This is a genomic window from Streptococcus sp. HMSC073D05, assembly GCF_001812015.1.
Lineage (GTDB): Bacteria > Bacillota > Bacilli > Lactobacillales > Streptococcaceae > Streptococcus > Streptococcus parasanguinis_D.
Genome location: NZ_KV807490.1, coordinates 91,062 through 103,523, shown reverse-complemented (window position 1 = coordinate 103,523; position 12,462 = coordinate 91,062). Strand labels below are relative to the sequence as shown.

Sequence of the window (12,462 nt, the reverse complement as noted above, 5' to 3'; positions counted from 1 at the left end):
ACCACCAGTATACGCCAAGAAAGTCTTTAGGTCAATTGTTTACCCCTCTAATAAAAATGCCCTTACTTCTGCAATAAAATACAAAGATCCTGTCACAAATAAGACCTCATCTGGACGACTCTGATTCCTAAATTCTTTGATATAGGCCTTGTAGTCAGCTACATAGGGTAGGTCTTGTCGATCGCCCTGCGCCACTACTTCTCCATAATGGAAGGTCGTCAAAATCAATTCAGCTTCTGGCAAACCTGTTTGAAGGGCTTCGAGCATCCCGCTGTAGTCTTTTCGCTTGAGGGCCCCAAATAAAATCTTCACGCGTTTCCCGGCTAAGCTCTTTGCAAACTCAATCAAACGCAGCATGGCGTGAGGATTATGGGCGCCATCCAAATACAACTGGTCGCCAAATAACTCTAGACGTCCCGGCCACCGCGTCTCTTGTAAGGCCAGTTTGACCTGATCCATATCCACTTCTTGATCTAGGCCTTCCATGTAGAGGAGAAAGGCCTCTAGAGCTACTGCAGCATTTTCCCGTTGGTAATCACCCTTCAAGCCCAGAGACGGCAAGACAAGTTCCACGTTTTCATTCCAAAAACGATCCCGCTCTAAGCCAAAATCTTTCTGAAAGGCATGGAGATCCACAGCCAATTGCTCCGCTTTTTCTTGACAAACAGCTGCTGCTTCATCAGATAAGGGCCCCACCACAGCTTTCTTATCCTTCTTAAAGATCCCTGCCTTTTGCTGGGCGATTTCCGCAATCGTCCCTCCCAGTGTTTCCTGGTGATCCAGGCCAACCGAAGTGATCACTGCGATCTCTCCTGTCACTACATTGGTCGTATCTAGAAGCCCACCGATACCAACTTCCAATAAGACCACATCCACAGCCTGTTCCTTAAAATACAAGAGGGCCATGAGGCAGATAATCTCAAAGTAAGAGAGTTGGTCCTGAGTTTGAAGCAAGGCCTGCTCCATTTGTTGGACTTCTTGACCAATCCGAGTAAAATCTTCATCAGAAATTGGCTGATCCCCAATACAAATCCGATCATGGATACTGATCATATGAGGAGAAGTAAAGGTCCCAACCTTCTTCCCGTGAGCCATCAACAATTGACGCAGAAAGGCGATTGTGGATCCCTTCCCATTGGTTCCTGTCACATGAAGGATCGGATAAGCCTTATCCGGCCTCCCTAAAAGGCTGACTGCCTGCTCCATACGATCCAGTCCCGATCGAAAATTCAGACCGATCCGACTATTCATCCATTGCTCAATCTTATTCACATCTTCCTCCTAAAAGAAAAAAGCGACAAAACCTCTTATGACGTTTGCGCTCCTTTCTTTTGTAGTTATTTCTTTCTCATTTTTACAGCAAGTCCATCGGACATTCCAACTCTTTCTAGTTTCTAGGAGTTGGGCTAAAAACGTCCCCCGGACTTACTTGCGGTCTTTGTTTCTAGCGCAAGGGTAAAAACATCCACTGGATGTTTCAACTCTTTCTAGTTTCTAGGAGTTGAGGTGATACAGTCCCCCGGACTTACCAACTCTTTCTAATTTCTTGGAGTTGGGGTAAAAACATGCACTGGATGTTTTTACTCCTCCATAAAGCTGTTGAAGACTTCTTCGATCATATCCCATTCTGCATCTGAGTCTTCTGGGATTGGTTGAAGGTCGCCTTCTGTTCCGTCTTCGTTTTCTGTAAATGAGTAAGCTTGGATTTCAACTTCGCCGTTTTCATCTTCTTCTGCATTTGCAGGGATCAAAAGGACATAGTTCTTTCCAAATTCTTCTTTGCCATCGATGGTCAAAAGAATTTCAAACAAGGTTTCATTTCCTTGTTCATCCACCAATGTGATTAATTCACGTTCTTCATGGTCGTGGTTATGATCATGTGCCATACTATTCTTCCTCGTTTTCTTTCTAAAAATTACGATCTAAATAATTTTGTAAAATGAGCTGCGCCGCTAACTTATCAATAACTTTTTTGCGTTTGCTTCGGCTAACGTCTGCTTGCTCAATCAACATCCGCTCTGCAGCAACTGTTGTCAACCGTTCATCTTGGTAGTCGACTGGCAACCCAAACTTTTCAGCAATCATTGCGCCATAAGCCTGACTGGCTTCCACACGCGGTCCGCTTGTGTTGTTCATGTTTTTCGGCAAGCCCACAACAAAACGGTCTACCTTGTATTGAGCCACTAATTCGGCTAAGCGCTCCAAACCGAATTCTTTTTTGTCTTCATCGATTTGGATGATTTCAAGACCCTGAGCTGTAAAACCGAGAGGATCACTCACAGCAACCCCGACGGTCTTTGAGCCAACATCCAATCCCATAATTCTCATTAGAGGTCTATTCCTTGCCCTTTCAAATAATAACGTACCAATTCTTCCACGATCTCATCTCGTTCATATTTACGAATTTGGTTCCGTGCATTATTATAACGAGGTACATAGGCAGGATCACCACTGAGTACGTATCCTACGATTTGATTAATTGGATTGTAGCCTTTTTCATCCAGTGACAAGTAAACATCTTTCAATGTCTCGCTAATTTCCTTACGATTTGAATCATCAAGATTAAAACGTACTGTTTCATCTGTAAATCCCACAAGAACACCCTCTTTCCTTAGAATATTACTATTATACCATAATCAAGAGTTTTCCACAACGGTCAAGCCCTTGATTTTACAGCTTTTTCAAGCATTTTTGAGCTATTTCAGTTAAACTGTTTTTTTATTTTTGCTCACTTGCTCCAGCATTGATAAGATTGTCCGCAAATTGACTCGGTGTTAACTTCAACAACTCTGGTAAGTGATTGTTTTTGAAGTAAGTCATGCCTTCGGCCTTCTTCACATCCATCGCTTCAAAGTCATAGGTGATCGTCACCTTGTATTCATTCTCATTTTCCAAGGTCAAATCAGCTGTGAAACCTGGCACTGTCAAAGCTTCCTTAAAGGCATCATCCTTGTTAAAGGATTCTCTCAATTGCTTTTGTGCTTCCTCGACTCCAACCTGTTGGATTCCTTTTTTCAACTCCTCATCGGTTGCCGTCACATTGATGGTCTCCAATTTTTTAAAGGTGTTCCCCACATAGGTGACGATTTGCGTCTGTTGTGTCCCCTTGTCATCTTTTGGAAAGACAAAGGTCCTAGTGATGACTTTATTTTCTTCAGCTTTTTGCAGAATACTCTTATTATCCTTTTGCAGCTGCTCTGCTTTTGCTTGGAGCGCCTTTTGTTCACTTGAATTTGGCGTTTTCGCTTGTTTTTTTTGACCGCATCCAGTCAAACACAAGGCAAGCGCACCCAATAAGAAGATTTTCCTTTTCATTTTCCATTCCTTACTAGTTATTGTTTTCTAAAATATTGTATCATAGATTTCGTAAAATGGCGCAGTAAACTGCTTTTCATTCCGATTTTTAAAAAGAAAAAATCAGAAACAAATTGTTTCTGATTTTCAATCACTTTAAAGAGCTGCACGCATCCGCGCTTCTGCATTTTCTACATTTCTAACTGATCGTGGCAAGAAGGCACGAATATCATCTTCTTTGTAGCCCACTTGGAGACGTTTGTCATCTACCAAGATCGGACTTTTAAGAATACGAGGTGTTTCCATGATGATGTCAATGACTTCATTGACACTCAAGTCTTCGATGTCCACTCCTAGATTTTTAGCGTATCGATTTTTTGAAGAGACAATACTTGCCACTCCATTTTCAGTCTTTGTAAGGATATCCAATAATTCTTCTTTGGTGATCCCTTCCTTACCGAGATTTTGTTCTTTATAAGTTAGCTGGTGAGCGTTGAGCCAAGTCTTTGCTTTTTTACAGCTGGTGCAACTTGACACTGTATAAATTTTAATCATGCATGCACTCCTTTCGCTACACGATAATACTATCGTATTAAATTATAACACAAAAACCATCAGTCTAGCGACCTATTTTGAAAAAAATTAATCTTCAATTTCAATCGCATCATCTAAATCTAGAGTTACTTCTTCTACGACAGGAGCTGCTTCTTCAGTTTTATCAAGGGTTTTCACTGCTTCGTCTTCTTCGATCAAACCAAAATGAACCCGAACCTTGTGGTCGATTTCGTCAAAAATTTCTGGGTGGTCAGCCAAGAATTTCTTAGCATTTTCAGATCCTTGACCAATTTTTTCGCCGGTATATGAGTACCAGGCACCAGCTTTTTGGATGATATCCAAATCTGTTGCAATCTTCACCAATTCACCTGTACGTGAAATTCCTTCCCCGTACATGATTTCAACCATGGCTTCTTTGAACGGTGGAGCTACCTTGTTCTTCACAACCTTGATCTTGGTTTCCTTACCAACGTTGGTATCTTTTTGGTCCCCAGTCCCCTTGATTTGAGTGTTCCCACGAACATCTAGACGGACAGAAGCGTAGAATTTAAGGGCACGACCACCAGGTGTGGTTTCAGGGTTCCCAAACATGACCCCAACTTTTTCACGCAATTGGTTGATAAAGATGGCAATGGTCTTCGTCTTATTGATCGAAGCTCCGAGTTTACGCATCGCTTGGCTCATCATCCGCGCTTGCAAACCAACGTGGCTATCCCCGATATCTCCATCGATTTCCGCACGTGGTACCAAGGCTGCAACAGAGTCGACAACCACCAAATCAACCGCACCAGAGTCGATCAATTTACCAGCAATTTCAAGTCCTTGTTCCCCTGAGTCTGGTTGAGACAAGAGAAGTTCGTCGATATTGACCCCAAGAGCTGCTGCATAAGATGGATCCAAGGCATGCTCGGCATCGATAAAGGCAGCAATGCCCCCTTCTTTCTGTGCTTGCGCTACTGCATGGAGGGCAACGGTTGTTTTACCAGATGATTCTGGACCATAGATTTCGATGATCCGACCTTTTGGATAACCACCAGCACCCAAGGCAATATCAAGCGCCAAGGAACCAGAGCTCATGACTTGTACTTTTTGCTCTGCACGTTCACCCAAACGCATGATCGATCCCTTACCAAAGTCTTTTTCGATCAATTTCAGGGCATCATTGAGCGCTTTTTCACGCTCATCTCCAAATTTCTTAGAGATATCATCTAATTTTTTCTGTTTTTTCGCCATTCTTTTCTCCTATTTTTTACTATACAGGAAATGCATGCAACTCACTGACGTTTTCCGGTCTTTGAAAGGCACATTTCCTATCCATTTTTAGAATTATTCTTCATTTGGCACAAGCTTCATTATACCAAATTTTCACCATTTAATACAGCCAAGCGCACCAAATTAAAGGCATGAAGAACTGCAATTTCGCGGACATCCGCCCGGCTACGTCCAGCGATATTAACTTGGACACTATCCACTCCATTTGGAGTCGCAAGTCCGATAAAGACAGTCCCTGCTGGGTGCCCTTCTAGACTATCTGGCCCCGCAACTCCGGTCAGGCTAACACCATAATCGGATCCTGTTAACTTACGGGCCTGTGAAGCCATGGCTTGAGCTGTAAAATGAGACACCACTCCATGTTGCTCCAACTCTTGAGCTGGAATAGACAACATCTTGCTTTTTTCTTCCAGACTATAGGTGACAAAACCACCTGCAAAGATGCTAGACGCCCCTGAAAAATCTGCCAAAGTCGCTTGGAAGAGGCCAGCCGTCAGGCTTTCTGCAGCTGTAATGGTCTTACCAGTCCGTTTCAAGAGATCAAAGGCCACCTTGGCCATCGAATTGTCATCCCCATAACCGTAAAACAACTCTTGCAAAGGTTGATGATCCAGGGTGTGGCGTGATAAGATTTCCTTTTCTAAGACATCGAGCTTAGCATCCGCTGAAGCTTGATCCTTCGCCTTTGTAGATAGACGCAAGGTTACTTCTCCTGTCTTGGCATAAGGGGCAACTGTCGGATCACTCTGCTCTTCAATGATATCTGCTAGGATCGTAACCAGCTGGCTTTCCCCAATTCCAAAGAAGCGCAAGACTCTTGAAAAGAGCTGTTCCCCTGTTGTCAAATGAGGCACCAATTGTTCATTGACCATGGGTTTTAACTCACTTGGTGGACCAGGTAGAACGACATAGGTCACACCGTCGACTTCAATCAAACCTCCAACCGCGAGACCTGTACGGTTTTGAAGGGGGATTGAACCGGCAATCAATTGTGCTTGTCGCTCATTATTGGGCGTCCGGACATAATCAGGGCGACTGGCAAAGAAGGTGTCGAGTTTGGCAAGCGCTGTTGGATCAAAAACCAGTTCTTTCCCTAAAAACTTAGCAAGGGTTTGCTTGGTCAAATCATCCTCTGTTGGCCCAAGTCCACCACATAAAATCACCAAATCACTGCGTTTTGAAGCTGTCTCAATGGTCGAGAAGAGGCGACCTTCATTGTCTCCTACCGCCACATGATAATAGACATCAATCCCTAAACTAGCCAATTTTTCAGACAAGAATTGAGCATTGGTGTTGACAATTTGTCCTGTTAGAATTTCTGTTCCAACTGCAATAATTTCCGCCTTCATGGTGCCTCCTACTTATACTATTCGTAATTTTCATTTCATTTTAACACAATTTCCTAAATTATTAAAAAAACAGATTGAAGATAAAGTCCATTTTGGACAACTTTCTTCAATCCTTTTCTTTTAGTGTATAAAGTAAAAACTCTTAGAAATACCATTACATCAGCATTCCTAAGAATTTTAACTATGTGGCAATCAACTTCTAAAGGGCTATTTTCTATTGTTGATAGAGCTTATCCATATTCTGAAGCAACCATATCTAGTAGTTGCTTTTTTACTACTTTCTTGATCTAAAAGCCTTCTTCTGGCTCTAATTCTTGTTGTTTCCCCTCATTTTTTGTGATACAATAGCATCAATTTTTTCTAGGAGGATGAGATATGGTTTCTACTATTGGTATTATAAGTTTATCTAGTGGGATTATCGGAGAGGACTTTGTCAAGCACGAAGTGGACTTGGGGGTCCAACGACTCAAAGACCTGGGACTCAATCCTATCTTTTTACCTCATTCACTAAAAGGCTTAGACTTTATCAAAGAACATCCCGAAGCTCGCGCGGAGGATTTGATTCAGGCATTTTCTGATGATAGTATCGACATGATCCTATGCGCCATCGGTGGAAACGATACCTATCGCTTGCTACCTTATCTTTTTGAATATGACCAATTACAAAAAGTTATCAAACAAAAGATTTTTCTTGGCTTCTCGGATACGACCATGAACCATCTCATGTTGCATAAACTAGGAATCAAGACTTTTTATGGGCACTCCTTCTTTGCAGACATTTGTGAGTTAGACAAAGAAATGTTGCCATATAGCTGCCACTACTTTAAAGAATTAATTGAGACTGGTAGAATCTCAGAAATCCGCCCTAGTAACGTTTGGTATGAGGAACGGACTGATTATAGTCCCAAGGCTCTGGGAACACCTCGTGTCAGCCATGCAAATACAGGTTTTGACTTGTTACAAGGCAATGCTCAATTTGAGGGAGAAATCCTCGGTGGTTGTCTTGAGTCTCTCTATGATATTTTTGACAACTCTCTACACGCAGATAGCACAGACCTCTGCCAAAAATACAAACTTTTCCCTGACTTGTCAGACTGGGAAGGAAAAATTCTCTTGCTAGAAACAAGCGAAGAAAAGCCTGAACCTGACGACTTCAAAAAGATGTTGCGGACTTTAAAGGACACGGGCATATTCGCGGTCATCAGTGGACTCTTGGTCGGAAAACCTATGGATGAGACTTTCTATGACGACTATAAAGAAGCACTATTGGATATCATTGATAGCAATATCCCGATTGTCTATAATCTGAATGTCGGACACGCAACTCCAAGAGCAATTGTCCCCTTCGGAGTACACGCCCATGTAGATGCAACGGAGCAAGTCATCCACTTTGACTATAACAAATAAAGCTGAGAGGAATTTCTCAGCTTTTTTTCTATATTCTCAGATACTCTAGTTACCTATATTCACTAATCACCGTTTTTCCATTCACAAGCATTCTCATGATCATTGACCAGGCCTACTGCTTGTAGGTAGGACAGGACCGCAACGGGACCTGTAAACTTAAAACCACGCTTTTTGAGGTCCTTGGCTAGCTTCTCAGAAAGAGCTGTCTTCACTGGAGCCTGTCGGTAATCTGGAACATCATTGACGATGGTTTTCCCATCGACAAAAGACCAAAGATAAGCATCAAACGATCCAAATTCTTCCTGGACTTTTAAAAAGGCTTGAGCATTGGCCCGTGTCGCAAAGATCTTGGCACGATTGCGGATGATGGCTGGATTGTCTAACAAAATTTCCAGTTCAGAGTCGGTCATCTCTGCGACGCGTTGAATTTGGTAACCATGAAAAGATTCTCGGAAAGCCTGCCGTTTATTGAGCACCGTTTCCCAAGATAGACCGGCCTGATAGGTCTCCATACAGAGTAACTCAAAAAGTGCCTGATCATCATGCAGAGGCCGACCCCATTCTTCATCATGGTAGGCTACATAGAGAGGGTTATTCATTTTGACCCAACCACAACGTTTTGGCATCTTCTTCTCCTATTTGACCAACATCTTAAGGGCTGACTTGATATAGTTCTCTGCTGTATCGGTCGTTCCTTCAAAGAACTTCTTGATTTTCTTAAGTTCCGTTGCCTTGTAGCCCAATGCTAACATGGCTTCCATAGCTTCTTCAAGGGCTTGGTTTTCTTCTGCAACTTTGGCTTTGGACTGAGCCGGTGCATCTTCTAGATCAAGATTGATCTTACCTTCCAAGTCCAGCACCATCTGTTGGGCTGTTTTCTTGCCGATCTTTGGAAACTTGGTCAAGTAGGTGATGTTCTTGCTTTCGATGGCTTGGACAAGGCCTGCATTGTCATCTGCAGCGATAATAGCCAGAGCTGAGACAGGTCCAATCCCAGAGACTGAGATCAAGTTTAAAAAGAGCTTTTTCTCTTCTTCGGTTGCAAAACCATAAAGAAGGTGGGCGTCTTCCCGGACCACTTGGTGCAGGTAGACTTGCACCTCTTGGTTCATTTTGCCAGAGTAGGCATAGGGATTGGCCACATGCAAGAGATAGCCGATCCCAGCTGTTTCTACCACAATGTATTTAGCGGTGATTTTCGTTAAAATTCCTTTAATGTATTCGTACATAATCTTCCTTTATTGTTTGTTTAATACTTGCCCAATTCCCGTAGACTGGTGTGATTTTCTTGAATACGTCGGAACATCTTTTCCATGTCGGACTTGGTGAAGTTGACCAAGACCGGACGGCCATGAGGGCAGTTATAAGGGTTGTCACATTGGGACAGTTGGTAGATGAGATCGCGTGCAGAGTAATCGTCCAGTGTGTGATTGGCCTTGATGGAGCGTTTGCAGGACATCATGATGGCCAACTCAGCCCGGTATTTCTTGATGGACACTTCCTTGGTCAAAAGGAGCATATCACACATTTCATAGATGCCCGACTCGATCTCTTCTTCCTTCATCCAGATCGGATGCTCCCGTAAGATCAACTGGTTAGCTCCATATTCTTCTAAGTAGACGCCCACTTCTTCTAAGAGGTGCTTGCGCTGTTGCAGGCGGATCAGATCGTCTGTAGGGAACTCAAAGATATAAGGCACTAGCAGTTGTTGCTGACTGCCGTCTACGTTCCCGATGCTCTCCCGGTATTCTTCGTATTTGACCCGCTCTTGGGCCGCGTGCTGGTCAATGATATAAAGGCCTCCATTGCCTTGGGCAAAGAGATAGGTTCCATGCATCTGACCAAAATATTCCAACTCTGGGAAGGTCGAATGTTCTTCCCCATTCAACTTATCATAGGCCTTGTCTAGACTGGCCAGATCCAACTCTGGGTGGTCCAGTTCATCATAAACCGCAGTCTTTCTTTCTGCAAACTTGATCGCGCTTGTTGGTTTTTCTGCTGGGTTTTCTTGACTTGTAGAATCAGCAGTTACCTCATCTGTCAGAGGCCGTTGAGGATCTGCCACTTCTGGTCGAAGTTTGAAATCTTGACTCTCTCGGTCATAATAGAGACGGTTTTCCTTTAAAGGCAGGGTCGTCTGTACCGGTTTTTCTGTTCGACGAATGGTCGACTTGGCTAGATTTTCTAGAGCATCCGGAATCAGATCCTGCTCTTTCAAAGCATTCGCAATAGCCTGGGAGATCAAGGCCATCAGTTCCCGTTCTTTGGAGATACGAACCTCTTGCTTGGTCGGGTGAACATTGACATCCGCTAAGTAAGGATCGATCTGGATATTAATGATCGCGAGCGGGAAGCGGCCCACCATGAGTTTACTACCGTAGCCATCTAAAATAGCCCGATTGAGCAAGAAATTCTTGATGTAACGGCCGTTGATAAAGAGGCTGATGTAATTGCGATTGGCACGAGTCAATTCAGGCAAAGACACAAAGCCCGTCACTTCAAAATCTAGATCGCGATTTTCAATGGCCACCATCTTCTTGGCAGACGCCAGGCCATAGACACCCGCAATCGCTTGCCGGAGATTACCCGTCCCCGCTGTTTTGGTCATTTCTTTTCTATCATTGATCAAGGTAAAGGCAATCTCAGGATGGGCCAAGCTCAAGCGGTTGAGAATATCCACGATATGGGATAGCTCTGCCTGCTGGCTCTTTAAATACTTGAGACGAGCAGGTGTATTAAAAAAGAGATCTTCCACTGTGATCTTGGTCCCAACAGGGCTTGTCGCTGGCTCCAACTCCTCAATTTCGCCACCCTTTGCGACCAATTTGGTCCCGTGGGCAGCTCCTTCTTGCGCCGTTAGAAGGGTTAGAATACTAACAGAAGCAATGGAAGGCATGGCCTCACCACGAAAACCAAGCGTTCGAATACGAAAAAGATCCGCTTGACTCTTGATCTTACTGGTCGCATGTCGACGGAGGGCCAAAGCGACCTCATCGTGCGCAATTCCTTCCCCATTGTCTGTAATCCGAATCGACTTCAATCCTGCTTCTTCGATTTCAACAACGATCTGGCTAGCCCCAGCATCGATCGAGTTTTCAACCAATTCCTTGACCACACTAGCAGGTCGTTCAATCACTTCACCTGCCGCAATCTGATTGGCTAGGACTTCTGGCAATTCAATAATCTGTGACATGTCTGCTCCTTTACCTATTTTTTCACCGATACATGTAGCTCTATTATACCACAGATCCACAAGACTCCCTTTCTTAAAAAATGGAGGCCGGCCCCATCTTCTTCTTTAAAAACCGCATAGGCAAAGAAAACGACCACATGAACAAATCCCCTTGTCTTCCCTTTGGAAAAAGTGTTTAATAGTAGTGTAAAGAAGGAGCCGGGCTAGCAGGCCAACCGACTTTACCCAAAGGAGGGAGTACGATCTTATGAAAGTTGAAGTACAAATTGATTCCCACTTCCAAGAAGAAGCGGTGATGATCACAGCACCTGCACTGTCTGCGCGTGTAGAGAAAATCCGTGACTTTGTGGAAGAATTGGATCAAAAAGGGCGCTTACGTGCCAAAAAGGATGGGGAGGCTTACCTGATCGAAAGCCATCTATTCCAACGTTTTTACATTGAAAATCGGCAAGTAATTGGTGAGACTATGACAGATCAATTTATTCTGACTGGACCACTCTATCAGCTATCTGAAGACTTGCCGACCTGCTTTCTCAAAATTTCCCAATCTGAAATTATCAACACAAAAGAAATCGATCACCTACACTTTACCAGTGGAGGATCCGTTCAAATCTATCTTAAAAACGGGAGTCTGACCTACTCCTCCCGTCGTTACTTGAAAGCCATTAAGGAGAAATTATCATGCTAAAACAATCTTTTTCTGACGCCCTGAAAGGGATTCTCATCGGGCTCATCCTATCCATCTTCTTTTCCTATCTCTTCTCACCTGAGTTGTACCTTCCCTTAAGTCCCAACTCTGCAGTCGGCCGCTGGATGTTCTTGCATCATGTTCACGGCTCACTGGTCATGCTCTATTGTGCCCTCGTTTGGGGTGCGATTGGGGTCCTCTTTAGCTTCGGAAGTCTCCTCTTTCAAAAAGACTGGAGCCTCTTACGGGCTACTCTGAGCCATTACCTACTCATGTTACTTGGGTTTATTCCCCTAGCTACCTTGGCCGGCTGGTTTCCAGCACGACTCGGATTTTACCTCTCACTCATTGTCGAATTCACCCTCGTTTACGTGATCATCTGGTTGGTCTCTCATCATTTTTATAAAAAACAAGTTCAAGAAATCAATCAAAGCATTGCTAACCACTAATAAAAGAAAAAAGACTGGGCAAAAACTGTCCAGTCTTCGATGTTTAATAGGCATACCTGTATGACGCAGTGGTTGATTGGTATCTTTGTTCGCTTATTAAGCTCCAAAGATGACCTATGTGGACGGAAACAATGTTTCCTTTATCTGCAACCTCCAACAGTCTCCCAGATTGTTGGAGCTATGCGGGGGTGGGAAGATTGAAAAGGTTTGGGGAACCTTTTCAACCTTTTTTATATTGGAGTTCTTTCCCACTCC

Annotated in this window: 14 protein-coding genes; 3 read left to right on the top strand and 11 right to left on the bottom strand. The window is 43.7% G+C overall.

Annotation, left to right across the window (positions count from 1 at the left end):
- Positions 1-39: 39 nt before the first annotated feature.
- The 8 genes from HMPREF2832_RS06150 to HMPREF2832_RS06115 form a co-directional block, all read right to left on the bottom strand.
- Positions 40-1,272 (bottom strand): bifunctional folylpolyglutamate synthase/dihydrofolate synthase, encoded by a 1,233-nt coding sequence (locus tag HMPREF2832_RS06150; RefSeq protein ID WP_049496457.1) that lies wholly within the window; start codon positions 1,270-1,272, stop codon positions 40-42.
- A 308-nt stretch (positions 1,273-1,580) separates the two neighbouring features.
- Entirely contained in the window at positions 1,581-1,886 is a 306-nt protein-coding gene (locus HMPREF2832_RS06145; RefSeq protein WP_003001941.1) for a DUF1292 domain-containing protein, read from the bottom strand.
- Between the two features lie 22 nt (positions 1,887-1,908).
- Positions 1,909-2,328: a Holliday junction resolvase RuvX gene (ruvX, locus tag HMPREF2832_RS06140; RefSeq protein WP_049472111.1), complete on the bottom strand. Its 420-nt coding sequence runs from the start codon at positions 2,326-2,328 to the stop codon at positions 1,909-1,911.
- Positions 2,328-2,594: an IreB family regulatory phosphoprotein gene (locus HMPREF2832_RS06135; RefSeq protein ID WP_003002070.1), complete on the bottom strand. Its 267-nt coding sequence runs from the start codon at positions 2,592-2,594 to the stop codon at positions 2,328-2,330. Before HMPREF2832_RS06135 ends, ruvX begins: the two co-directional genes overlap by 1 nt.
- 124 nt (positions 2,595-2,718) lie before the next feature.
- Positions 2,719-3,315, bottom strand: coding sequence for an SP0191 family lipoprotein (locus HMPREF2832_RS06130; RefSeq protein WP_070506008.1), 597 nt, complete (start codon positions 3,313-3,315; stop codon positions 2,719-2,721).
- A gap of 135 nt (positions 3,316-3,450) precedes the next feature.
- Positions 3,451-3,849: a transcriptional regulator Spx gene (gene spx, locus HMPREF2832_RS06125; RefSeq protein ID WP_003009108.1), complete on the bottom strand. Its 399-nt coding sequence runs from the start codon at positions 3,847-3,849 to the stop codon at positions 3,451-3,453.
- Positions 3,850-3,936: 87 nt separating this feature from the next.
- Complete coding sequence (gene recA / locus HMPREF2832_RS06120; RefSeq protein WP_070506006.1) at positions 3,937-5,082, bottom strand: recombinase RecA; 1,146 nt, start codon at positions 5,080-5,082, stop codon at positions 3,937-3,939.
- Positions 5,083-5,201: 119 nt separating this feature from the next.
- Positions 5,202-6,470: a competence/damage-inducible protein A gene (locus HMPREF2832_RS06115; RefSeq protein ID WP_070506004.1), complete on the bottom strand. Its 1,269-nt coding sequence runs from the start codon at positions 6,468-6,470 to the stop codon at positions 5,202-5,204.
- A 375-nt stretch (positions 6,471-6,845) separates the two neighbouring features.
- On the opposite strand from HMPREF2832_RS06115, the gene HMPREF2832_RS06110 reads away from it, so the two are divergent.
- Positions 6,846-7,877: a S66 family peptidase gene (locus HMPREF2832_RS06110; protein WP_049496474.1), complete on the top strand. Its 1,032-nt coding sequence runs from the start codon at positions 6,846-6,848 to the stop codon at positions 7,875-7,877.
- Between the two features lie 62 nt (positions 7,878-7,939).
- On the opposite strand, the gene HMPREF2832_RS06105 is transcribed toward HMPREF2832_RS06110, so the two are convergent.
- The 3 genes from HMPREF2832_RS06105 to mutL are packed head-to-tail and all read right to left on the bottom strand — an operon-like array spanning position 7,940 to position 11,070.
- Positions 7,940-8,503 carry a DNA-3-methyladenine glycosylase I gene (locus HMPREF2832_RS06105; protein ID WP_049496478.1) on the bottom strand — a complete coding sequence of 188 codons (564 nt, stop codon included), beginning with the start codon at positions 8,501-8,503 and terminating at the stop codon, positions 7,940-7,942.
- A gap of 9 nt (positions 8,504-8,512) precedes the next feature.
- The gene (ruvA, locus tag HMPREF2832_RS06100) at positions 8,513-9,106 is read right to left on the bottom strand and encodes a Holliday junction branch migration protein RuvA (RefSeq protein WP_049496482.1); all 594 of its coding nucleotides are present in this window, start codon (positions 9,104-9,106) and stop codon (positions 8,513-8,515) included.
- Positions 9,107-9,126: 20 nt separating this feature from the next.
- Positions 9,127-11,070: a DNA mismatch repair endonuclease MutL gene (gene mutL, locus HMPREF2832_RS06095; protein ID WP_049496485.1), complete on the bottom strand. Its 1,944-nt coding sequence runs from the start codon at positions 11,068-11,070 to the stop codon at positions 9,127-9,129.
- Positions 11,071-11,317: 247 nt separating this feature from the next.
- On the opposite strand from mutL, the gene HMPREF2832_RS06090 reads away from it, so the two are divergent.
- Both HMPREF2832_RS06090 and HMPREF2832_RS06085 read left to right on the top strand, forming a co-directional pair.
- Positions 11,318-11,758 (top strand): LytTR family DNA-binding domain-containing protein, encoded by a 441-nt coding sequence (locus tag HMPREF2832_RS06090; RefSeq protein WP_049496490.1) that lies wholly within the window; start codon positions 11,318-11,320, stop codon positions 11,756-11,758.
- Positions 11,752-12,207, top strand: coding sequence for a DUF3021 domain-containing protein (locus HMPREF2832_RS06085; RefSeq protein ID WP_049496494.1), 456 nt, complete (start codon positions 11,752-11,754; stop codon positions 12,205-12,207). The genes HMPREF2832_RS06090 and HMPREF2832_RS06085 overlap by 7 nt, the downstream gene beginning before the upstream one ends.
- Positions 12,208-12,462 lie beyond the last annotated feature (255 nt).